This is a genomic window from Halomonas sp. TP35 (assembly GCF_052375975.1).
Classification (GTDB): domain Bacteria; phylum Pseudomonadota; class Gammaproteobacteria; order Pseudomonadales; family Halomonadaceae; genus Vreelandella; species Vreelandella citrativorans.
Window position 1 is genome coordinate 42,558 of record NZ_JBQSUZ010000006.1, and the last position, 22,901, is coordinate 65,458.

At 55.4% G+C, this 22,901-nt stretch carries 20 protein-coding genes; 13 read left to right on the top strand and 7 right to left on the bottom strand.

Translation table 11 applies throughout. From position 1 onward, the window contains the following. The first annotated feature begins 78 nt into the window (after positions 1-78). Genes flhB through ACT3RU_RS09185 form a run of 8 tightly spaced genes read left to right on the top strand, consistent with a single transcriptional unit; the run spans position 79 to position 8,814 of the window. Positions 79-1,245: a flagellar biosynthesis protein FlhB gene (gene flhB / locus ACT3RU_RS09150; protein ID WP_192527287.1), complete on the top strand. Its 1,167-nt coding sequence runs from the start codon at positions 79-81 to the stop codon at positions 1,243-1,245. Continuing rightward, positions 1,242-3,323 (top strand): flagellar biosynthesis protein FlhA, encoded by a 2,082-nt coding sequence (gene flhA / locus ACT3RU_RS09155; protein WP_192527288.1) that lies wholly within the window; start codon positions 1,242-1,244, stop codon positions 3,321-3,323. Before flhB ends, flhA begins: the two co-directional genes overlap by 4 nt. 54 nt (positions 3,324-3,377) lie before the next feature. Beyond that, positions 3,378-5,555 carry a flagellar biosynthesis GTPase FlhF gene (gene flhF, locus ACT3RU_RS09160; protein ID WP_192527289.1) on the top strand — a complete coding sequence of 726 codons (2,178 nt, stop codon included), beginning with the start codon at positions 3,378-3,380 and terminating at the stop codon, positions 5,553-5,555. Continuing rightward, positions 5,552-6,130, top strand: a complete 579-nt coding sequence (locus tag ACT3RU_RS09165; protein ID WP_192527290.1) for a hypothetical protein — start codon at positions 5,552-5,554, stop codon at positions 6,128-6,130. Before flhF ends, ACT3RU_RS09165 begins: the two co-directional genes overlap by 4 nt. Before the next feature lie 16 nt (positions 6,131-6,146). After that, positions 6,147-6,548 carry a flagellar protein FlhE gene (locus tag ACT3RU_RS09170; protein WP_192527291.1) on the top strand — a complete coding sequence of 134 codons (402 nt, stop codon included), beginning with the start codon at positions 6,147-6,149 and terminating at the stop codon, positions 6,546-6,548. Between the two features lie 26 nt (positions 6,549-6,574). Beyond that, the gene (locus ACT3RU_RS09175; RefSeq protein WP_192527292.1) at positions 6,575-7,276 is read left to right on the top strand and encodes an RNA polymerase sigma factor FliA; all 702 of its coding nucleotides are present in this window, start codon (positions 6,575-6,577) and stop codon (positions 7,274-7,276) included. 43 nt (positions 7,277-7,319) lie between these two features. Next, positions 7,320-8,138: a motility protein A gene (locus ACT3RU_RS09180; RefSeq protein ID WP_172117751.1), complete on the top strand. Its 819-nt coding sequence runs from the start codon at positions 7,320-7,322 to the stop codon at positions 8,136-8,138. 4 nt (positions 8,139-8,142) lie between these two features. Beyond that, positions 8,143-8,814 (top strand): OmpA/MotB family protein, encoded by a 672-nt coding sequence (locus tag ACT3RU_RS09185; protein ID WP_192527293.1) that lies wholly within the window; start codon positions 8,143-8,145, stop codon positions 8,812-8,814. Between the two features lie 111 nt (positions 8,815-8,925). On the opposite strand, the gene ACT3RU_RS09190 is transcribed toward ACT3RU_RS09185, so the two are convergent. The 3 genes from ACT3RU_RS09190 to uvrA all read right to left on the bottom strand — a co-directional run bounded on the left by ACT3RU_RS09190 (position 8,926) and on the right by uvrA (position 13,339). Then, the gene (locus ACT3RU_RS09190) at positions 8,926-9,471 is read right to left on the bottom strand and encodes a hypothetical protein (RefSeq protein ID WP_172117748.1); all 546 of its coding nucleotides are present in this window, start codon (positions 9,469-9,471) and stop codon (positions 8,926-8,928) included. Positions 9,472-9,579: 108 nt separating this feature from the next. Next, positions 9,580-10,323 carry a Crp/Fnr family transcriptional regulator gene (locus ACT3RU_RS09195; RefSeq protein ID WP_192527294.1) on the bottom strand — a complete coding sequence of 248 codons (744 nt, stop codon included), beginning with the start codon at positions 10,321-10,323 and terminating at the stop codon, positions 9,580-9,582. Positions 10,324-10,495: 172 nt separating this feature from the next. Further along, positions 10,496-13,339 carry an excinuclease ABC subunit UvrA gene (uvrA, locus tag ACT3RU_RS09200; RefSeq protein WP_087109019.1) on the bottom strand — a complete coding sequence of 948 codons (2,844 nt, stop codon included), beginning with the start codon at positions 13,337-13,339 and terminating at the stop codon, positions 10,496-10,498. Positions 13,340-13,509: 170 nt separating this feature from the next. On the opposite strand from uvrA, the gene ACT3RU_RS09205 reads away from it, so the two are divergent. The 4 genes from ACT3RU_RS09205 to ACT3RU_RS09220 all read left to right on the top strand — a co-directional run bounded on the left by ACT3RU_RS09205 (position 13,510) and on the right by ACT3RU_RS09220 (position 17,354). Then, entirely contained in the window at positions 13,510-14,886 is a 1,377-nt protein-coding gene (locus tag ACT3RU_RS09205; protein WP_192527295.1) for an MFS transporter, read from the top strand. A 102-nt stretch (positions 14,887-14,988) separates the two neighbouring features. Next, positions 14,989-15,672, top strand: a complete 684-nt coding sequence (locus ACT3RU_RS09210) for a single-stranded DNA-binding protein (RefSeq protein ID WP_192527296.1) — start codon at positions 14,989-14,991, stop codon at positions 15,670-15,672. A gap of 51 nt (positions 15,673-15,723) precedes the next feature. Then, positions 15,724-16,614, top strand: a complete 891-nt coding sequence (locus ACT3RU_RS09215) for a sugar nucleotide-binding protein (RefSeq protein WP_192527297.1) — start codon at positions 15,724-15,726, stop codon at positions 16,612-16,614. Continuing rightward, positions 16,611-17,354, top strand: a complete 744-nt coding sequence (locus ACT3RU_RS09220; protein WP_087109011.1) for a lysophospholipid acyltransferase family protein — start codon at positions 16,611-16,613, stop codon at positions 17,352-17,354. The genes ACT3RU_RS09215 and ACT3RU_RS09220 overlap by 4 nt, the downstream gene beginning before the upstream one ends. 98 nt (positions 17,355-17,452) lie before the next feature. On the opposite strand, the gene fabB is transcribed toward ACT3RU_RS09220, so the two are convergent. The 3 genes from fabB to ACT3RU_RS09235 all read right to left on the bottom strand — a co-directional run bounded on the left by fabB (position 17,453) and on the right by ACT3RU_RS09235 (position 19,668). Then, a complete protein-coding gene (fabB, locus tag ACT3RU_RS09225; RefSeq protein WP_192527298.1) occupies positions 17,453-18,670 on the bottom strand; it encodes a beta-ketoacyl-ACP synthase I in 1,218 nt (405 codons plus the stop codon). Positions 18,671-18,682: 12 nt separating this feature from the next. Beyond that, positions 18,683-19,198, bottom strand: coding sequence for a 3-hydroxyacyl-[acyl-carrier-protein] dehydratase FabA (fabA, locus tag ACT3RU_RS09230; protein WP_087109007.1), 516 nt, complete (start codon positions 19,196-19,198; stop codon positions 18,683-18,685). A gap of 332 nt (positions 19,199-19,530) precedes the next feature. After that, complete coding sequence (locus ACT3RU_RS09235) at positions 19,531-19,668, bottom strand: hypothetical protein (RefSeq protein ID WP_225733774.1); 138 nt, start codon at positions 19,666-19,668, stop codon at positions 19,531-19,533. Between ACT3RU_RS09235 and ACT3RU_RS09240 the strand changes: the two genes are divergently transcribed. Next, positions 19,667-21,412 carry a putative bifunctional diguanylate cyclase/phosphodiesterase gene (locus ACT3RU_RS09240; protein WP_225733775.1) on the top strand — a complete coding sequence of 582 codons (1,746 nt, stop codon included), beginning with the start codon at positions 19,667-19,669 and terminating at the stop codon, positions 21,410-21,412. The genes ACT3RU_RS09235 and ACT3RU_RS09240 overlap by 2 nt on opposite strands. Positions 21,413-21,420: 8 nt before the next feature. On the opposite strand, the gene phrB is transcribed toward ACT3RU_RS09240, so the two are convergent. Continuing rightward, positions 21,421-22,833 carry a deoxyribodipyrimidine photo-lyase gene (gene phrB / locus ACT3RU_RS09245; protein WP_192527300.1) on the bottom strand — a complete coding sequence of 471 codons (1,413 nt, stop codon included), beginning with the start codon at positions 22,831-22,833 and terminating at the stop codon, positions 21,421-21,423. Positions 22,834-22,901: the final 68 nt, after the last annotated feature.

Genomic DNA, 22,901 nt, shown 5'->3' on the forward strand with positions numbered 1-22,901 from the left:
CAATATAAGCGTTTTGTTCAGCCGTCCCTTGGGGCGGCTGACTTTATGGTGCGCCACGCACGCTAAGCCGGATGTAGCATGGCAGATAACGATAGCGATCAGGAAAAGACCGAAGAGGCCACGCCCAGGCGTAGGAGTAAAGCGCGTGAAGAGGGGCAGGTGCCTCGGTCGCGTGAGCTAACCACGTTTTTGCTACTGCTGGGCGGTGTTGGTGGGTTATGGGGCATGGGGCAGATTTTTTATGATCAGTTGGGGATGGTCATGGAGCAGGCTTTCATGTTTGACCGGCGTCAGGCCATGGAAGAGATGCCCATGCTGGTCAATGCGCTAAATCTGGGGCAGCGGACGCTGTTCACCATGATGCCGCTATTTTTACTGCTGGCCGTCATTGCGTTAACGGCCCCAGCCCTACTGGGGGGATGGCTGATATCCGCAAAGTCCATGCAGCCCAAGCTCTCCAAGCTAAACCCTATCGCAGGGGTTAAGCGCATCTTTTCGACCCAAGCGCTGATTGAGCTGGCGAAAGCGATTGCCAAGTCGGTGCTGGTCGGTAGCGTGGCCGGGACGTTTTTGTATATCAACCTGGGTAAGTTTTTAGCGCTAATGGATCAGCCCGTGCAGCAAGCACTGGTCAGTGCGCTTAATATGGCGGCCCAGGCGGCCGGTCTGGTCGTGCTGTCGCTGGTGGTCGTCATTCTTATCGATGTGCCTTTTCAGCTGTGGAGTAACGCCAAGAAGCTGCGCATGAGTAAAGAAGAGGTGAAGCGCGAGCATAAAGAGTCAGAAGGTGACCCCCATGTTAAAGGGCGCATTCGTCAACAGCAGCAGACGATGGCTCGGGGTAGAATGATGAGCAAGGTGCCAGAGGCAGACGTTATTATTACCAACCCGACGCATTATGCCGTGGCCTTGATGTATCAAGAGGGCAGCATGGGAGCGCCGCGCCTGGTGGCCAAAGGGGCGGATGCCGTTGCGGCAAAAATACGCGAGCTGGGCGCAGAAGCAGGCATTCCTCGCTTGGAGGCTGCACCGCTGGCGCGCGCCCTTTATCATCATGTGGATCTAGAGGCCGAAGTGCCTGCCGAGCTTTATACAGCGGTGGCAGAAGTGATGGCGTGGGCTTACCGCTTAAAGCATGTTGGACAACAAGGAGGCGAGGTGCCCCCAACTCTCGATAATCTGCCGGTACCCCCGGAAATGCAAACCCCTGGCCGTCAGGCCAGTGGCAATGAGGCACCGCCATGAAAGGTTTAAACCAACTGGTCTCTCAGCGTGGCTGGATGGGCGAGGTACGCATGAAGCTGCTTGCCGGGCCGGTGCTGATTTTAATGATTTTGGGCATGATGATCCTGCCCTTGCCGCCCTTTGCGCTGGATATGCTGTTCACCTTTAACATCGCCTTGGCCATCATGGTGTTGTTGGTCAGCATGTTTGCCGAAAAGCCTTTGGATTTTGCTGCGTTTCCTGCTGTTTTGCTATTTACCACGCTACTGCGTCTTTCGCTTAACGTCGCCTCAACGCGGGTAGTATTGATGGATGGCTACGCGGGCGGCGCATCGGCCGGTAAGGTCATCGAAGCGTTTGGTACCTTTCTGGTAGGGGGTAATTTTGCCGTTGGCTTAGTGGTCTTCTTGATATTGGTCATTATCAATTTTATGGTCATTACCAAGGGCGCCGGGCGAATTGCCGAAGTCGGCGCACGTTTTACGCTGGATGCAATGCCTGGCAAACAGATGGCCATTGATGCCGATTTAAATGCTGGCTTGATTGGTGAAGAAGAAGCCAAAAAGCGTCGTTCAGAAGTCGCCCAGGAAGCCGACTTTTATGGCTCGATGGACGGTGCCAGTAAGTTTGTACGCGGTGATGCCATGGCGGGCCTGGTTATCATGGTGGTGAATATTATCGGTGGCCTGTTGATTGGTATGATGCAGCACGATATGAGCTTCGCCGATGCGGGCCGTACTTATACGCTGCTAACGATTGGCGACGGCCTGGTCGCTCAGATTCCTGCACTGGTCATTTCCACCGCGGCCGGTGTGACGGTATCGCGCGTTAATACCGAGCAGGATGTTGGTCAGCAAATGATCAGCCAGCTGTTCGTGAACCCTCAGGTGATGATTCTGGCGGCCGCGGTTATGGGGCTGCTGGGCCTGGTGCCGGGCATGCCGAACTTTGTCTTTCTGTTTTTTACCGCACTGCTGGGTGGTTTGGCTTGGCTCTTGATGCGTCACAATCAGAAAGTCCAAGTGAAAGAGGAGATCGCTACAGAAGCACCCATTACCCAGGAAACCCCTGAGGCCAGCTGGGAAGATGTCCAACTGGTCGATACCCTTGGGCTTGAAGTGGGCCATCGTTTAATCCCACTGGTCGATGCCCGCCAAAAAGGCGAGCTTCTGGGGCGTATTAAAAGCGTGCGTAAAAAGTTTGCTCAGGAGGTCGGTTTCCTGCCTCCGGTGGTGCATATCCGCGACAACCTGGAACTGCCGCCTAATACCTATGTGCTTTCCATGAAAGGCGCTGAAATCGGTCGCGCCGAAGCGCAGACAGGCAAGTGGCTCGCCATTGACCCGGGGCAGGTCTCCGGGGAGCTGCAAGGGACTGCCACCCAGGACCCTGCCTTTGGTCTACCTGCGGTTTGGATCGACACCAATCAACGTGAGCACGCCCAGGTGTATGGCTATACCGTGGTCGATGCCAGTACCGTTATTGCGACGCACCTGAATCATTTGCTACATCGACATTCACCCGAAATGCTGGGCCGCCAGGAGGTCCAGAAGCTGCTCGACAAGCTGGGCGAAGAGCAGAAATCACTGGTAGAAGAAGTGGTGCCCAAGGCAATTTCTCTGACCATACTGCAGCGTATTTTGCAAAATCTGCTGGAAGAGGATGTGTCTATTCGTGACATGCGCACGATTCTGGACACTCTGGCAGAGTATGCCGGTCAGCAAAAAGATCCTAATGAGCTTACCGCGCTGGTGCGTATTGCATTAGGCCGGGCCATTACGCAGCAGTGGTTTGCCGGACAGGAAACCCTCAATGTGATGGGGCTGGATGCCCAGCTGGAGCAGGTACTGATACAGGCGATGAACGGGAATGGTGCGATGGAACCAGGCTTGGCTGAAACCTTGATGGATCAGGCACAGCAGGCTCTGGCGCAGCATGAAAGTAGCGGGGAAGCGCCGGTATTGGTGGTTCAGCACTCGCTACGTGGCGTGCTATCACGCTTTTTGCGCCGTCGTTTGCGCCATCTTGTGGTCATGTCACAAGCAGAAATTCCGGATGACCGCACGTTGCGTGTGACCACGACAGTGGGTGGCCGCTAACCATGACCGCAAGCAGCGAACGTGTCAGCTATGTGTACAAACAAAAGGTAAGACATGAGCGTTAGGCGTTTTACGGGAGCAAACAGTCGTGATGTCATGCGCCAGGTGCGTGAAACGCTGGGAGATGATGCGCTAATTTTGGCGAACCGCCGTACCGATGACGGCGTTGAAATCATGGCGATGGCCGATGAGGCCGTCGAGCCTGTCGAAGCCGCGTTAGAGGTAACCGCAAGTAAGGTAGAGCCCGTTACATCGACGGACCCTCTCCAGGCCATGAGTGAGCGCCTACTGCGTGAAATGCAAGATATGCGCGCGCTTTTAACTAACCAACAGGTAACTAGCCAGCAGGCGCCTCGGCCCGCCGAGTCGGTGCAACAAGCCTCCGATACGCGCGCGCGGCTTTCTCAGTTGTTGACGCGAGTTGGCTTTAGCGCCGAGCTTGGCGATGAAGTACTCGCGGGTCTGCCAGCATCATTGAAAGCGCTTGGCCCTGAAAGTGAGCAACCGCTTGATTGGTTGCGCCAGCAGCTGACAAGCAGGCTTCATGTGTTAAATGACGAGGCCAGTTTTTTCGACCAAACGGGCATCGTCGCCTTGGTCGGTCCTACCGGAATTGGCAAAACCACCACCACCGCAAAGCTTGCGGCGCGCTTTGTAATGCGACATGGCACACGCCCTGTCGCGCTGGTCACCACGGATAGCTTTCGTATCGGCGCCCATGAGCAGCTCAGGATTTACGCACGCCTGTTGGATACCCCCATGTACGCCCTTGATGCCGAGCAACCGGTCGATGATCTGTTGGGCCGCCTTCATGGCAAGCAGTGGGTCATGATTGATACGGTTGGGATGAGCCAGCGTGACCAGCGTGTTATTGATCAAATTGCTCATTTGCAGGGCGGAAGTTCCACAGTAAGGCTGGTACTGCTGTTGAACGCGGCTAGCCAGCCAGAAACTCTGGAAGAAGTCGTGCTGCGTTATCGTCAGGCCGCGCGGGCGGCAGGCGCTGAGCTTGATGACTGTATTATTACCAAGCAGGATGAAGCCGGCCGACTGGCCCCCGTGCTGGATATTGTTATACGCCACGGTATGCGCGTGCTGTTTAGCTCTCATGGGCAGCAAGTGCCCGAAGATATGAGCGTGGCGCTGCCGGATGCGCTGATCAACCAGGCGTTGGAAAGCCAGGCGAAGGCAGCGCCGCAGCCTGGCTTCACGGCACCGGTTAGCATGCCTCGCTGGTCGCGAGATGTGCTTGGTCAAGGGCGGAGGCTGTCCCTACTACTGACGCGGCTGCGCCAGCGATTGGCAGGCTTCACCACGCTGGAAGCCATGTGGGATGTTGGCGCTTTGCCGAGCGAGCTACAGAGCGCGCAGCTTACTCGTCTGTTGCCGCACGCGTTACCCGCCCCCGGTGTGGTGTGGGCGGCACGCCGTAACGAGCGTGGCTGTGATTGGTCGATGCCGGATATCAGCATGGACGAATGGGGCGCTTGGCATGCTGTTCCCATGCTTCAACATCGCCAACCTGCGGGTTGGCAGGCCAGGCTTGAGACACGAACGGAAACGGCGGGCGCCACGGCGCATCTATTGCCCGTGTTGCCTCCGGCAGAAACCGTGCAGTGGCTGAATGAGCAACAGCTGACTTGGGTCAGCCTTGTGACATCCGCACAGCGCGTATACTTTCATGGCGAGCGTTATGCGCTACGTGGACTATTTGAAGAAAGCACGCTCAGCCATCATGTCAGTGTGCGGTTTCGTGGCCAGTCCATGCAGTTATGGACCGCCTATGCCGAAGTGCAAAATGAGGCGGGCAGTGTACTGCTTGCGTGGTATGGGGAGGTTCGTGACCCCGAAAGTGCCAAGGTCGTTGCCCGGCGCTACTGGTTGACGCCGGCTCATTTAGGCGCCGATGTACTTTTCCAGCTGGTCATTCAACTGCAAAGTGAGGGTCTGGCAGCGCTCACCAAACGCGCGTTGCAGCAGTTTAAAGATGCCGATAGCGGGGCGGATCCAGAAGTACGTCTACTGTTAGCCAGCGGCGTCGCGTCAGTGGTAGGGCATTTGGATAACGCGGGTGATGATGAAGCGTCCAGTCTGCGCAGCGATCTACTCAGCCTATTGGGCGCGCGCCGAAAACGCCGCGATACGGCCATGCTGGATGCGTTGATGTACGCCTTTATGGCGCGCGACGCCATTCGCCAATTGGGCAGCGTTAGCCGAGAGGTGAGTGTATGAGCCAGGATCAGGCGGCGGGCTTGCGCCAATGGGCCGACAGTCAGCGTCAGAAGCAGGCACCCAGCCAGCTTGATGCGCCGTTGGCAAGTGATACTGAGGTGGTGAGCGAAACACCTGCGCCCGCGCCAAGTGCTGTTTCGCCCATCACTACGATTGACGAGCAGCCGGTCGCGAAAGCCCCTTCGCTACCTAAAAAGCCCTTGTATATTATTGGTTTGCCCGGGCAGGGCGCGCAGTCTGTCAAACAGGTTCAACACCGGCTGGCTCAATGGTCTGCGCTGGGCCGTCACTGGGCAGGATCACCTGACGATTGGGATATACAGGCTGTTAGCGTTAATGCGCCTGACCTTGCTCAGCTAAGCACAAAGCATGCGCGTTGGGCGCTCTGGATTAACAGCGATGCTGACGCATTTGCTGAGATGTACCGGCTACTTCGCCAGGCGCGTGACAATGGCGGGCCTCGCCGATTGCTGGCACTGCACGAGCCCTCTTTGTCGCGCCAAGGCTTGTTGGAAAACCTGCGTGAAGCCGCTAGCCACTATTTGGCCACCGATCTTCTGGTGTTGGCGCGCTGATAAGGAAATATTCGACATGTTAAGCAAGCTATTCAAGATGATGGGTGTTTGCGGGTTGATAGGGCTCATCAGTAGCGCTCAGGCGGCGGGCAGCTGGAGTACCTCGGTGCCTGGTGTGATGGTGGCCATGAGTGATCGAGAAACCCGTAGCCAGTCAATGACGCCACCCGATTCTGTACAGGTGCACAATCGGGTGATTGATCGGATACACTGGCAGCTTGAGACGCCGCCGGGCAGCGCTATCAACGCATGGCTATGCCACCCGGAGCAGTGTGTGGCTCTCTCGGGAGGGCGCGGAACGGTCACCGAGCTGGCGGGAAGGCAGGTAAGTGCTCCTTTGCAGTTTCGTTTTAAGTTACTGCCTGGACAGCGGCCAGTTCGCGTTCAGGGTCTGCAAGTCATTGTGAACTATCAGTAAAAGTTGTATAGCCGCGAGGCAAAAAGATGTACACAGCACAAGGCAGAATCAAGCAAGGCGAGCTATTCACACAATACATGCCACTGGTAAGACGTCACGCCTTAACACTGCAGGTCAGGTTGCCTGCAAGCATTGAACTTGATGATCTTATTCAGGCGGGCACGGTAGGGCTTTTAGAAGCACTGGGCCGTTTTGATGCCGCTCATGGTGCCAGCTTTGCGACGTTTGCCAGCCAGCGTATCCGTGGGGCGATGGTCGATGAACTGCGTACGCGGGATTGGTTGCCACGCAGCGTGCGCCGCGCTGCGCGCGCTGTGGACGACGCGGTCCGGCGGCTAGAGCAGCAGCTCGGACGCTCACCGGAAGAGAGTGAAATTGCCTTGGCGCTTGAGATGCCGCTGGGTGATTACCAACAGCTGCTTAACGACACCAATAGTGGCCAGCTATTGCCGTTTGAAGAGTTGGTTGCCGATGGTGGTGAGCCGGTAAGTTTTGATGTGAGCAACTTGCCGTTTGAAAAGCTGCTGGATGAGCAGCAGCGACAAACATTGATTGCTGCCATTGAGGCGTTGCCAGAGCGGGAGAAACTGCTCATGGCACTTTATTACCAGGAAGAGCTGAATTTAAAAGAAGTGGGCGCCGTGCTGGGCGTGACGGAGTCGCGCGTGTCTCAGCTGCATAGCCAAGCCATTAGCCGTCTGCGTGCCCGGTTGCATGATTCAGCCTAAACAACCGATACGTTAACTCACAATAACCGGCGAGGAGCCGTTGATGAATCCGTCCACGTTGATAGGTATATTCGCCAGTATGCTGCTGCTAGTAAGCGTGCTGTTCTTTACTGCGGAGTCCCCCGAAAGTTTTATCAATCTGCCGGGCCTGGCGATTGTTATAACCGGTACCCTGGCCGCTACTTTTATAAGCTATCCGCTAAAAGAGGTGTTACGCGTTGTACGCCTGGTAGGGCTTGTCTTTCGGCGTGAAAACACCTATATACGCGACGATATCAACGAGCTGGTCGCCATGTCCCGGCTATGGTTTAAAGGCGATGTGCGTGCAGTCGAAAACGAGTTGGAGCATACGCGCAATCCGTTTTTACGTACCGGTATTCAGTTAGTCATTGCCAATACCAAAGAAGATGAGATCTTCGACATGCTGCGTTGGCGGATTGCCCGGCTCAAGGCTCGCGAGCACGCAGAAGCCCAGATTTTTCGCACCATGGCGACCTACGCGCCAGCGTTTGGCATGATTGGCACGCTGGTGGGATTGGTTAATATGCTGGAAGTCATGGATGCTGGTGACCTGGATGTCATTGGCCCCCGTATGGCGGTGGCGCTGCTCACCACCTTCTACGGTATCTTGCTGGCGAACCTGGTGTTTAAACCCATCGCGGTTAAGCTAGAACGACGTACTGAAGAGCGCCTGATTACCATGAACATGGTGCTGGAAGGTATTTCATTGATCACCAAGCGCCGCCTGCCCTCTTTTATTGAGGAAACGCTCAATTCATTTATCGCCAACTATAACGATGAGATTCGCGATGCCACTATAAAGCCCCGGCCTGATACACCAAGCGCGACTGCAAAGGGCTAAGACGATGCTGGATAGCAATACGCGCCATGCGCTGGAGCTTCCCGCCGGGCAGGGTGAAAGCGATGAGAGCTGGCTGACCAGTTACCTGGACGTGCTCACCCTACTGATTACGCTGTTTGTCTTGTTGCTAGCCTTGGCTCCCCCCGGTGGTAATGAAGCACTTAAGGGCGAGAAGGCGTCCATGGCCAGCGTGATTAGCTCACTGCCCTTGGCAACGCTTGCCACCGGCATTCACCCACGTCATAGCGGGTTACAGCCCCAAATGGCGGCATTGGATATTCCTGGCGTCAGCGTATCGCAGGGCCAGGAGGGCGTAACGCTACGCATTGATGATAGCCTTTTATTTCCCAGTGGTGAGGCAGTGCTCACCTCTCTAGGCCAGGATGTGATAGAAAGCCTTATTAATGTGTTAGCGGCCTTTGATGGTCAGGTTTCCGTTGAAGGACACACTGACAATCTTCCTATTGCGACTACTCGGTTTCCTTCCAACTGGGAGCTTTCCGCCGGACGTGCGATTGCCGTTATGCGCCATCTGGAAGGTCAGGGCATCGCTATTTCTCGCATGCGGGCCGTTGGTTATGCGGATACTCAGCCTATGGAAAGCAACGCAACGCCTGAAGGGCGAGCTGCTAACCGGCGCGTTGAACTGTTGTTACGACAACAGCCAGAAGAGTGAATGGATTACTAAAGGCTGGGTTTGTGTCTAAACCTGGCCGCGCTGATGGGACTCTCACGCCAATCGGTAACGCTTACCCAACTGCTGGGGAAGCGTTTAATCCAGCGGCTTTCAGGGCGACGCGGTTTCACATAGCGTTTGCATGCGCTCAATCGCTTGATGGGCGCCTTCAAGCTGAAACGTCATGTACCAGGGGGGCTGTTCGCCTCGATCAAACCCCAGGAAAAGTTGCTCACCTTGCTCCATCTGGCGCATTAGCGTCTGCATATCAGCAAGATAAAAGTGTACGTAAAAGCCGTTATCGCCTCGCTCGGTGATGAACTCTGCCATGGTATCTACCGCGGGCTGCTCATCGATACGCAGTCGGGTCGGCACCAGATTGACGGTTTTACTTTCGCCTTGCTGCTCCTCCAGCGTGACACGCACTTCAAGCCACGGTAAATCACACACGTTTTGGGTGGCATTCAGGCTGAGTGTCGCGTCGGAATAGCTATGGGTTTCAACGGCGCGAAAGTGGTGCTCGTTACCCAGCGTTAATGTCATTGATTGCCACTGGCCGTGCGACTGTATGTCCTCCATATTAAAGTTCGCCGCCTGTGTTAACGGTGCAATAAGTAGAAGGGTGGCGCTTGCCAAGGCTGTTGAATAGGGTGTCATGTCAGCACATCAAGGTTGGGTCAGAAAAGCCCAGCGTTTATGACGGGTTTGCCCGCAGCAAAGGCGCCGGGTGCTTTCTATAAATCACTACCGCCGTGGTAGTGGTCTCTAGGCAGAAAGTTCGAATAATGGCCTAACGTCGTCATTAAGATAACAGTCATCAAACTCGCCGACTGCCGCCAGTGCTTGAAGATCAGGAATCGTAACGTTGTGACGATCACGAAATACCAGACCTTCTTCGCTCAGCAAGCTAAAGGTGCGGCTAACATGCACAGGGCTTAAGCCCAGAATGTCAGCAAGCTGCTCTTGAGAGAGGGGAAGTCGAAACTGCCCGTCGGTATGGCTATTGGTCTGGCGCAGTCTCAAATACATTTCGTACAGGAAGTGCGCTGTTTTTTGCCGAGCGCTGCGTCGGGCAAGCGTTACTAATCGCTCGGTGAGCAGTGCCTGGTGACGGCTGGTGATCGCAAATACCACCGAGGTTAGTGGCACTGACTGACGAAATACTTCAAGCAGGCGTTTGTGAGGAAAATGGCATATTACGCCATCTGTAATCATGCGAACACTTTCCAGACGTTGCGAAAACGCGAATTCACGCAGGCCAATAATATCGCCAGGCAAATAAATTTCCAGAATCTGTCGATCACCGTTTTCAAGGTGGCGATAGGAATAGGCCCAGCCACTTTTCAAGGTACAAAATTCGCCAGCCGGATCACCGAGTTCCCACAGAAGTGAACCCGCTTTGATATCAGTAGGGCTCTCTTCCAGGGAGACTAACAGGGCTTTCTCTGCCGTGCTTAATGAGCAGTAGTGGCTGAAGTGGTGAAGAATGCAGCTTTGATCTTCGCTCACAGCTTGAACTCCATGAGTATTGCCTAACAAATATCAAGTTATTTGGCGAATGACGATAAGCAATTAATCGCTTACTGCACTGCCCGATGACCTTGATACAGGGGGCGAGTCGGCTAAATTATGGCATAAAAGCAAGCCCAGGGTGGGCGAATGCCCACCCTGAAACGCCAGATTACGAAGCGGCGCGGTTGCCGCGTTCAAGTAGCGGAGAGAGAAAGCGTCCGGTATGTGAGGCGTGTTGCTTGACGATCTGTTCAGGCGTGCCTTCGGCGATGATTTGCCCGCCGCCGGAACCGCCTTCGGGGCCCAGGTCGACAATCCAGTCAGCCGTCTTGATCACATCCAGGTTGTGCTCGATGACCACGATGGTATTGCCGTGGTCGCGCAAACGATGCAATACGGTCAATAGCTGACGAATATCTTCAAAGTGAAGCCCGGTCGTAGGTTCATCCAGGATGTACAGCGTCTTGCCGGTGTCACGTTTGGCAAGCTCACGGGCAAGCTTGACCCGCTGCGCCTCGCCACCTGAAAGAGTGGTGGCGCTCTGGCCCAAGCGGATGTAGGAAAGCCCTACATCCAGTAACGTTTGCAGGCGGCGCGCGATCGCCGGTACCGGGCTAAAGAACTCAAGCGCATCCTCAACCGTCATCTCCAACACTTCGTGGATCGTTTTACCCTTGTAGTGGATATCCAGCGTCTCGCGGTTATAGCGCTTGCCTTTACAAACGTCGCAGGGGACGTAGATATCCGGCAAAAAGTGCATCTCGACCTTGATCATGCCTTCGCCCTGGCACGCCTCACAGCGGCCACCCTTAACGTTGAAGCTAAAGCGGCCTGGCTTGTAGCCACGCGAGCGAGCTTCCTGGGTGCCGGCAAACAGCTCACGGATAGGTGTGAAAATGCCGGTATAGGTGGCGGGGTTGGAGCGTGGTGTGCGGCCAATTGGGCTTTGATCAATATCGATCACTTTATCAAGCTGGTCGAGCCCTTCGATTTTCTCGTAAGGCGCCGCCGTCAACGTTGTTGCGCGATTAAGCTCCCGCGCGGCAATCGGCATTAGCGTGCCGTTGATCAGTGTGGATTTACCCGACCCTGACACGCCGGTAATTGCAATGAACAGCCCCAGTGGCAGGCTGAGCGTTACATCCTGCAGGTTATTGCCAGTGGCACCGCGTAGCACCAGCTGTTTTTCGGGATTGCCGGGAATGCGGTAGGGCGGCACGCTGATCTCGCGGGTCCCCGTCAGGTACTGGCCGGTCAGCGAGTTGGGGTTGTCCATAACGTCCTGAGGCGTGCCTTGGGCGACAATCTCTCCACCGTGCACACCGGCGCCTGGGCCAATGTCCAGTACATGGTCAGCGGCGCGAATGGCATCTTCGTCATGCTCTACCACAATCACGGTATTGCCCAAGTCGCGCAGGCGCTCCAGGGTTTTCAATAGCCGGTCGTTGTCGCGCTGGTGTAAGCCTATTGAGGGTTCATCAAGAATGTACATGACGCCCACCAACCCCGCGCCAATCTGGCTTGCCAAGCGAATCCGCTGGGCTTCGCCGCCGGAAAGGGTGTCGGCGCTACGCTCAAGATTCAGGTAATCAAGCCCCACGTTAACCAGAAACTCCAGGCGGACCTGGATCTCGTTAACAATCTTGTCGGCAATTTCGCCTTTGCGGCCAGGCAGGCTAAGCGTTGCAAAGTAGCGCTGCGCCTCGCCAATCGGTGTGCGCACGACGTCGGCGATATTTCGGTCATCCACAAACACATGACGCGACTCTTTGCGCAGGCGCGTACCGTTACACGTGGCGCAGGGCTGCATGGCAATGTACTTGGCCAGGTCTTCGCGCACCATGTTGGACTCGGTTTCCCGATAACGGCGCTGCATATTGGGCAGAACACCCTCAAAGGCATGCTCGCGAGTGACCTTGCGCCCTCGGTCGCCTACATAGGCAAAGGGAATCTGTTCATCACCGCTGCCGCTAAGAATGATGTCACGTTCGTGACGCGCCAAATCTTTCCAGGGCGTTTCCAGCTCAAACTGATAGTGCTTGGCGAGCGCTTGTAACTGAGTGAAATAATAAATATTGCGCCGATCCCAGCCTTTAATCACGCCTTCTGCTAACGAGAGCTCAGGATGGCTAATCAGCTTTTCAGGGTCGAAATACTGCTGTATGCCTAAACCATCACAGGTCGGACAGGCACCTGCGGGGTTATTGAACGAGAACATGCGAGGTTCAAGTTCTGACAAGGAATAGCCGCAGACCGGGCAGGCAAAGCGTGATGAGAACGTCATGTCTTCCTGCTCGCCGTCCATAAAATGAATCATGGCGGTGCCATCGGCGAGATTGATGGCCGTCTCAAAAGATTCTGCCAGGCGTTGGGCGATATCGTCGCGCACTTTAAAACGATCAACCACGACGCTGATATCGTGTTTTTTACGTTTATCCAGCGGTGCTATATCGTCAAGTTCCAGCACTTGGCCGTCGATTAACGCACGCACAAACCCTTGGGCACGTAGCTCGGCAAGCAGCTGTAAGTGTTCTCCCTTGCGGCCTTTTACCACAGGCGCCAACAGCATCAGCTTGGTACCCTCGGCCAGATTCATTACCTGGTCGACCATCTGCGAAATGGTTTGGGCTTCAAGCTCTTCGCCGTGCTCCGGGCAGCGTGGGGTGCCCGCGCGGGCAAACAGCAAGCGCAGGTAGTCGTAAATTTCGGTGATGGTGCCCACGGTTGAGCGCGGGTTGTGAGAGGTGGATTTCTGCTCAATGGAGATTGCAGGCGAAAGCCCCTCGATGTGATCCACATCAGGCTTTTCCATTATCGACAGGAACTGGCGCGCATAGGTAGAGAGCGACTCCACATAGCGCCGCTGCCCTTCGGCATAAAGCGTATCGAACGCTAGCGACGATTTTCCCGAACCTGATAGGCCGGTAATCACAATCAGCTTGTCGCGGGGCAGTTCCACATCGATCTGCTTGAGGTTGTGGGTGCGTGCACCCCTGACCAGAATGCTGTCCATCAACACCTCGACTCGCGCGGCAAAAAAGTAATTATACGTTTGCCACCCCCCTCTCGGCAAAAGCGCTTTGTTATCCGTTAACGCAGGACGGCGTTTCCAGCGTGGTTGCAAACCGCTAGAATGGGGGGTTATCCGAGAAAATTACCTTATCCACCATACACAAGGGCATTATGCGCAAGGTTTCTGCACTGCTAATGGCCTCTGAGCGTCGTGCAATCAGCGGCTTGGCTGGGCTTTATGCGTCTCGTATGTTGGGGCTTTTCATGGTGTTGCCGGTACTGGCACTCTATGCCGATGCGCTTGAAGGGTCGACACCCTTGCTGGTGGGCTTTGCATTAGGTGTTTACGGGCTTACCCAAGCTGTACTGCAAATCCCCTTTGGTTTGCTGTCAGACCGCATTGGGCGTAAACGGGTTATCGCCTTTGGGCTGCTTGTTTTCGCCATAGGCAGTGTGGTGGCCGCGATGGCCGACTCCATCGGTGGGGTTATTATTGGGCGAGCCTTGCAGGGCGGCGGCGCGGTGGCGGCGGCCATCATGGCACTGCTTGCCGACCAAACGCGCGAACAGGTTCGTACGGCGGCAATGGCAACCATTGGGCTGTCGATTGGCATCTCGTTTGGAATTGCCATGGTCGTGGGGCCTTGGCTTGCTTCTTGGGCGGGGCTTTCCGGCGTGTTCTGGTTTACGGCGCTGCTAACGCTTTTAGGGCTAGTCGTTCTGTGGCGCTGGGTGCCGCCCGCTCCTCGGCGGCTGCGCCACCGTGATGTGGGGATGGATCGTCAGCAGGTTAAAAGTGTGATCACGCGCCCTGATCTGTGGCGTCTGGATCTGTCGATTTTTACACTACATCTGGTGCTGATGGCTATTTTTGTCGCGGTGCCCTTTCGGTTGCAGGAAGCCGGCATACCGCTGGCGCGCCACGGTTTGGCGTATTTGGGCATTATGGGGCTTTCATTTGTCGCCATGGTGCCGCTCATGATAGTGGCCGAGAAAAAGCAGCAGATTAAAGTCGTATGCCTGTTGGCTATTGGCGCCATTACGGTAAGCCTGGGCGGGCTTGGGTCGCCGTTCTCCCATGGCCACTGGCTGTTTGTTGGGCTATTTATTTTCTTTACCGGTTTTAATCTGCTGGAGGCGACGCTGCCATCAATGCTCAGTAAGCTTGCTCCCGCTGGCGCTAAAGGCACCGCCATGGGCGTGTACTCTACAAGCCAGTTTTTAGGGGCTTTTCTGGGCGGTACGCTGGGGGGACTATTGGCGAATGTGTGGGGCCTTGATGCCGTTTTTATCGGCTGTGCGGCACTGGCTCTGCTATGGTGGCTTGCGATGTGGAAAATGCCCTCACCACCGCCGCTCTCCAGCGAGGTGGTGGACTTAAATGATGCGCCGCCAGATACGCTGGATGTATTGATGGAACGGCTGGCAGATGTTGTGGGCGTCGAAGATGTCATGGTGGTGCCCGAAGAACATCTGGTCTATTTAAAAGTGAATCGTCAGCAGCTTGATAGGGCGGCACTGGCCAGGCTGATTCCCCCCAAATCCTAGTGCGGCTGGCTGCCAGCCGCAGGCAATAATCAGTGACACCGGCAATGTAGGCATGATCGCGTCGATGTTTATCTATACGTAACACAATGGAAGGAGCGCCTTATGGCTCGCGGTATCAACAAAGTGATTCTGATCGGTAACCTCGGGCAAGACCCTGAGATGCGCTTTACGCCCAGCGGTACGGCAGTGGCCAACTTGAATCTGGCCACCTCTGATACGTGGATGGACCGCCAAAGCGGCCAGCGCCAAGAGCGTACGGAGTGGCACCGGATCGTGCTGTTTAATAAAACGGCTGAAATTGCCCAGCAGTATCTGAAAAAAGGCTCCAAGGTCTATATCGAAGGGCGCTTGCAAACCCGTAAATGGCAGGATCAAAACGGCCAGGACCGTTACAGCACTGAAATCGTTGCCAACGATATGCAGATGCTGGATGGGCGTACTGGCGACTTCCAAGGCGGCAGCGCACCGCAGAATAATTACGCTGGCAACCAGGGCGGTATGGCTCAAGGCGCGGCGCCTCAAGGGGGATACCCCCAGCAAGGCGGTGCTCCACAGGGCAATAACTTTGGTGGCCAAGGGAGTGGCCATAACAACCCGGGCAACCTGGGACAGGGCAACCCCCAGCAGGGCGGCCAGCCGGCTCCTCGCCCCCAACCTGCGCCGCAGCAGGGCCAGCCGCCCGCCCACCAGGGAAATGCTGCCCCTCAGCAAGGCCAACAGAACAGCAACTATGGCGCGCCTGATCCGGGCAGCTTTGACGATTTCGACGACGAAATCCCGTTCTAAAGCGGCCGATCAAGCCCATTACGCTATGTTCGTTGATAGAAGGGGTCTGTCTTGAAACTGCTAATACTGAATTCCGGACACTGCTTAAGTTTGGCACTGGCCCGGGAAGTAAGCCGTCGTGCGGATATGGAGCTGGTGATTGAGCAGGACACCACCATAACGGCGGCGCAGTTACACGAGATTGCCCCGGATGCGGTGGTTATTCCACCGCTGGCGCAGCCGCTGAACATGACACCCGCCGAGGTAGGCGCACATGCCGATGCGGTTGACCGCTGCCTGGAGGCATGTCTTGCGCAGTCGGTGCCGCTGGTGTGGTGTGTTTCAGACCAGCTCTATGAGGATGGCTTTGATGAGCCTATCGACGAGCACGTAGTACCTACTCCGCGTGATGAGTGTTTGCGGCGCCTGGTTGCCACTGGTGACCGTATTCGGGCAGCGCACCATCGCCATCTGATCATTCGTCTGGGCCCCTTGTTTGCGCTTGAAGGTAGCCACGCCTGGTTGAATGAAATGCTGGATAGCCTGGTGACAGGGCAAAGTGTGCGGGCCGCAGAAGATATCGTGTGCTGCCCAACGTCAGTCGATGCGGTCGCTATGGCACTGGTAGGTATGCTTCAGCAGCAGGCGTGTGGCGCCAACGCGTGGGGGGCCTATCATTTGGCAGGCACTGAACCTGTCAGTGTGTTTACGTTTAGCTCCATGGTGCGTACTCAGTTGGCAACGCATCTGGAAGGCCGCGGTGAGCAAATTGAGCTTGGCGAAGTCACGGCCCTTAATCATCATCACGATGCAAAACTGCGGCGTGTTTTAAATTGTCGCCGGGTATTGGATGTCTTTGGTGTGCATCAAAAGCCGTGGCGGTTAGAGGTGGGGCGTATGCTGGATGCTTGGTGTTTAACGCGTGATGGCCAGCAAGACGCTAGTACAGGAGAGTCCGTTTGACCAATGTGGTTCGTAGCCTGGTGTTTTATGCCGGGTACTTTCTTGCCATGCTGATTATTGGCGTGCTGTTTCTACCCATCGCCCCTTTTTTACCGTTGGCAGGCCGATACCGGCTGTTGAACCTGTATAACCACTTTTTAGTGGCCTGGTTTCAACTAGCCTGTGGGGTTCGCTACGATATTCAGGGGCGCGAGCGTATTCCGGATGGGCCTTGTGTGATTCAGGCGAACCATCAGTGCGAGTGGGAAACGGTTTTTCTTCAAGTCATGAAACCGCCGGTATGCACGGTGCTTAAGCAAGAGCTTCTGCATATCCCGATTTTTGGCTGGGGGCTGCGTCTGCTAAAACCGATTAGCCTGGACCGCTCCAAACCCGCGCGTGCCTTGAAACAGGTGCTAACTCAAGGTGTGGAGCGGCTAGGAACGGGTCTTTCAGTGCTGATTTTCCCGGAAGGAACGCGAGTCGACCCCGGTGTGCGTAAGCGCTATAACAAGAGCGGCAGCGTGGTGGCTTGCCGCGCAGGCGTGCCGGTGCTACCGATCGCACATAATGCAGGCGAACGCTGGCCAGGGCGCCACTGGGTGAAGCAGCCTGGGGTGCTGCGGGTACGCATTGGCCCGCCAATTGAGACCGAGGGGCGTACACCCGATGAGGTGCTGGCCGACGTTGAAGCCTGGATAGAGGCGCAGTTGCAGGAGATTTCAGAGGTGCCGCGCCCGTCGACTAGCCAAAGATCCTGAGCCGATACAGGGCGGATAGCTCGCAATGAATAACGGCAAACGCTAACAGCAAAAACGGCGCCTTGATAAGGCGCCGTTTTTATTACTACTACAACGACTCAGCCGTTATAGCGCTGAAATACCAGGCAGGCGTTAGTGCCGCCAAAACCAAAGCTATTCGACAGGATGCGTTCAAGCGCCACACCGTCACGCCGTGTTGTCACAATATCAAAGCCGTCTGCCTGCTCGTCGAGGTGTTCAACATTGGCAGAGGCGGCAACAAAGTTGTGTTGCATCATCAGCAGTGAATAGATGGCTTCCTGAACACCGGTAGCGCCCAGTGAGTGGCCCGTAAGCGACTTGGTTGAGCTCATCGCAGGCGTGGAGTTACCAAACACGGTACGTACCGCTTTTAGCTCAGCTACATCGCCAACAGGCGTTGAGGTGCCGTGAGTGTTGATATAGTCAATATCCCCACTGACCGTGGCCATTGCCTGATGCATGCAGCGTACCGCGCCTTCGCCGGAAGGAGCGACCATGTCATGGCCGTCAGAGGTGGCGCCATAGCCTACCAACTCACCATATATTTTAGCGCCGCGGGCCTTGGCATGCTCCAGCTCTTCTAATACCAGCATGCCGCCGCCGCCAGCGATAACAAAGCCGTCGCGTGCCTGATCGTAGGGGCGTGAGGCTTTTTCAGGCGTATCATTGTAATGGGTAGAGAGCGCTCCCATGGCATCAAACAGGCACGAGAGGGTCCAGTGCTCCTCTTCACCGCCGCCGGCAAAAACCACGTCTTGCTTACCGAGCTGAATCTGCTCCATCGCGCTGCCGATACAGTGTGCCGAGGTGGCACAGGCAGATGAGATTGAGTAGTTCACGCCTTTTATTTTAAACGGAGTAGCTAAACAGGCTGAGACCGTGCTGCCCATTGTGCGGGTAACGCGATAAGGGCCAACGCGGCGCAAGCCTTTCTCGCGCATGGCGTCAGCAGCTTCGACCTGATTAGCGCTAGAGGCGCCGCCAGAGCCTGCAATAAGGCCGGTACGCTCGTTGGAGACCTGTTCTTCGGAAAGCCCTGAGTCTTCAATGGCCTGGGCCATGGACACATAGGCATACGCCGCAGCATCGCCCATAAAGCGGCGCAGTTTACGATCGATAAGGGTGTCAAGATCGATATCGACACTGCCCGCGACATGGCTACGAAAGCCACGCTCAGCGTACTCATCCTTGAAACGAATACCGCTGCGCCCGTTTTGGAGCGAGTCCAGGACCTGTTGCTGGTCGTTGCCTAAGCACGACACAATGCCAAGGCCGGTGACTACCACTCGTCGCATGGGAGCCTCCTGTTAGAAATTCGCAGTAGAGGTGAATAGGCCAACGCGTAAATCATTAGCCTGATATATATCGCGTCCGTCGACCGAAACGGTGCCATCAGCAATGCCCAAAATAAGTCGACGGGTAATAATACGCTTTATATTAATACGGTAAGTTACTTTTTTCGCATTTGGCATGATCTGGCCACTGAATTTTACCTCGCCACAGCCAAGCGCGCGCCCACGCCCCGGGTGACCCAGCCAACCCAGGTAGAAACCCACTAACTGCCACATGGCATCCAGGCCCAGGCAGCCGGGCATCACCGGATCACCTGGAAAGTGGCAGTCAAAAAACCACAGGTCAGGAGAGATATCCAGCTCGGCGATCAGCTCGCCTTTGCCGTACTCACCGCCTTCTTCATGAATGTGTGCGATACGGTCGAGCATTAGCATGTTGGGAGCTGGCAGCTGCGCATTACCAGGTCCAAATAGCTCGCCGCGTGAGCAGGCCAGCAGTTCTTCGCGATCAAAGGAATGTTGCTTGGTCACTGAATCGTTCCGAGTTTCAAAATGATTGTTGGCCGCGTGCGGCACCTATAGCCGAGTCGTAGCACCGGAGCATAGCACGGAAGTGCAGTGTCGAGACACGGCCCGCAAGGCCTAGCTAGTCTACTTCCCGAAACAGACGAATGCACGTAAGTCACTACTTATCACGTACATCGAACGTTTTTTTATTAAGTAATAGAGGTTTTAAGGTAAGCTTTTACGTCCCATCGGCATCAGTGAGTTGGCTTGGATAAACGGCTTATTAACGTTATATGCGTTATTCAAGCATTTGGCCCAGGGGCATAATGGGTATGCTGCTAGAAAATTATATTTATTTAATTAGTGTTAGTTTCCAGTGACAGGATATAGCGAATCGCCATGTGGCTACCAATTTCTCTTAATCGACCGTTGGTTTGGGTAGCATTAGCGGCGCTGCCAGCTTGTATCTGGTTGACCGATGCGATGTTACGCATGGTAGCTGTGAGCCTGGTTATTTTTGGGTTGTGGGATGTATGGCGCCAGGTGCGCCAGCAGCGCCAGCGTTATCGACTGTCCCAAAGTGCGATTAACCTGGCAAGCGATGCAATAGCGGTCTGTGATGCCGATAACCGGGTCATGGCCGTTAATCCAGCCTTTACAGAAATTACCGGCTACAACAGCCAGGAAATAGTTGGCCGCAAGCTGGAAACACTGGCGGCTCCTCGTCACGATAAAGCGTTTTATCAAAACTTCTGGAGTACTCTAAAAGCGACAGGGTGCTGGGAGGGGGAAATGTGGAATCGCCGCAAGCACGGTGATGAGTATCCTGAATGGTTAAAAGTACGCGCGATTACCGATAAGCAGGGCAATATTAGTCACTTTATTAGCCTGTTCACCGATATCTCGGTGCAAAAAGCCCGCGAACATGATTTGCGGCGTATCGGATACGAAGACCCGCTAACGGGCTTGCCCAACCGTCGCCGTCTTCACGACTTAATGACATCTCGCTTGCGCCATTTACGCGCAGGCGAGAGTCTGGATATTGCCTTGATTGATATCGATGGTTTGAAGTCGGTTAACGACAGCCTGGGTGTCGAGCAAGGCGACCGCCTGCTGGCGCGTTTTGCCCAGCGGCTTGCAGGCTACGTCGCGGGTAGCGTGGTCGGGCGTTTGGGTGGCGATGAATTCATGGTTATCCGTACCACCACGTTTGATGATCACGACCCATGGATTGCATCACTGCGTGAGCATATGTGTCGGCCTTTTGAAGTGAGTGATCACCTGCTGCGTTTGGGCATTACCATTGGAAGCTGTCGTGCTCCAGAAGATGGGCGTGATTCGGGGGTACTTTTTCAGCGTTTGGAGTCGGCGCTTTATAGCGCCAAACGATTAGGCCGTAACCATAGCCTGCGTTTCCGGCCGGCGCTGGATAAGCAGGATAATCCGCAGCTTGCTCTGGTCAGCGACCTGCGTGCCGCGCTGATATCTGGCGATCAACTTGAGCTACATTATCAAACCCAGCACCACCCCGGCACCGGTGAGTTGTTGGGTATGGAAGCGCTATTACGCTGGCGGCATCCCTTGGATGGCATGATTTCACCGGGCGACTTTATCCCATTGGCCGAACGCCATGGGTTAATGGCAGAACTGGGAAGCTGGGTAATTGAAAAGGCTTGCGCCCAGCAGGCCCATTGGCAACACAGCGACATGCCAAAATTGATCATCTGGATCAATATTTCCGCGCTGCAGCTTTTCCAGGGCGATTTGGAAACGCAGTTAAACACGTGCTTAAAGCGCTACCAACTGAAGCCTTCACAGATTGGTTTGGAGCTAACCGAATCGGTGCTGCTGGATGAACGTGCAGGCGATATGGGGCCCCGATTAAAAGCTCTAAGTGATCAGGGCTACGCCATTGCCATCGATGACTTCGGAACCGGCTACTCGTCGCTTGGTTATCTTAAGCGGCTGCCGGTCGATAAAATCAAGCTGGATCGTGCGTTTATCCGCGAACTGCCCAATAGCAAAGCGGACGCCGCTATCGTCAAAGCGGTTCTCGCGATGGCCGCAGGTATGGGGCTTGAAGTCGTCGCCGAAGGGGTCGAAACCTTAGAGCAGTGCCTGTTTCTGGTGAATGCGGGCTGCACTATCGTACAAGGCTTCTATTTCGCCAGGCCGTTGCCTGCCGCTGAGCTGGAACAGCGCTGGGCACCGCCTCTCCTTGCAGCGGCAGCGGTCTAGCCGTCTAGCTATTTGGAAAGGGCTTTAAAGGCATCTAACGCCCGCTGACGGGCTGCCTTATGATCAACGATGGGCTCAGGGTAATCCAGCTGGGTAAGCATATCGTGCGGCGGCGCATGACGCGCCTTGGCAGGCAATTTGCCAAGCTCAGGGAGCCAGTGAGCAATAAACTCCCCGTCTGGGTCAAAGCGTTTGGATTGGGTGGTAGGGTTAAAGATTCGAAAATAAGGCGCCGAGTCGGTGCCTGTTGACGCCGCCCATTGCCAGCCACCGTTATTAGCGCAAAACTCACCATCTACCAGGTGGCGCATAAAAAACGCCTCGCCGCGTCGCCAATCGATCAGCAAATGCTTACTTAAGAACATCGCTGCCACCATGCGTAGCCGGTTATGCATCCATCCCGTGGCGACCAACTGGCGCATCGCGGCATCCACCAGCGGGTAGCCTGTGCGCCCTTCACACCAGGCGTTAAAACCTTCGCGATCATCGCGCCAGGCAAGCTTTAGGGTATGCTCCTGGAACGGTTGATGGCGGCATACCTCGGGAAAGCCTACCGCAACGTGCTGATAAAACTCACGCCAGATAAGCTCGTTGACCCATGTGGTAAGCCCGGCATCGCCATCGGCCAAGTGTCCGCTGTTCTCGCTCATCACCGCTTGCATGCACTGGCGGTACGAAATCATCCCCAGCGCGAGGTAAGGTGAAAGCTCGCTGGTACCGCGTACGCTTGGAAGGTCGCGCTGCTGGCGGTAGTGGCGGCCACGAAAACGTAAAAACCGTGCCAGGTAGTCACCCGCTATCTCCGCTCCAGCAGGCCATTCTTGATGATCGACCGGTGTGTCATCGAGCCTAGGGAGGCCCGGTAATGTATCGCTTTTAATCGATAAACGCTGTTGAGGTTCTGGCGTATTGCGCAAAGCCAGCTGTTCAGCACGGATCTGCTTATGCCACGCCTTGGAAAAAGGCGTAAAAACACCGTAATAGTCGCCTTTTCCGGTTAGCAGCGTGCCGGGTGCGAACGCCACGCTATCATGATACCCATGAGCCGTAATGCCGGCTTCTTTAAAGGCGCCCAACACCGCGTTATCGCGCTGTTGTTCGTTTAACGGGTATTGGTAGTTAAAGTGCAGCTGTTTAACCGAGTACTCGTGGGCAATGTCGAGGAGCGCCTTGGGCGCCTCTCGATAGTGGTCGATGTCGCGATGCAAGAGAGGAATGTTAAGCCCGTTAAGGGCATCTTTAATGGCCGCTACACCGCGCGCCCAAAAGTCGATCTTGTTAGCACCATGATCGTGGGATTGCCACTGGGCCACGCTGCGAAGAAAGACGGCAATCACCGGGCCTTTAGCCGCTGCAGCGGCCAAGGCTGTGTTGTCATGAATGCGCAGATCGCTACGTAACCAAACTAATTGAACGTCCATGTTGCCTCCGGCGCGGTGAAAGCCCATCTCAAAAACCATCTCCGTGCGGCCATTCATCTAACGACATT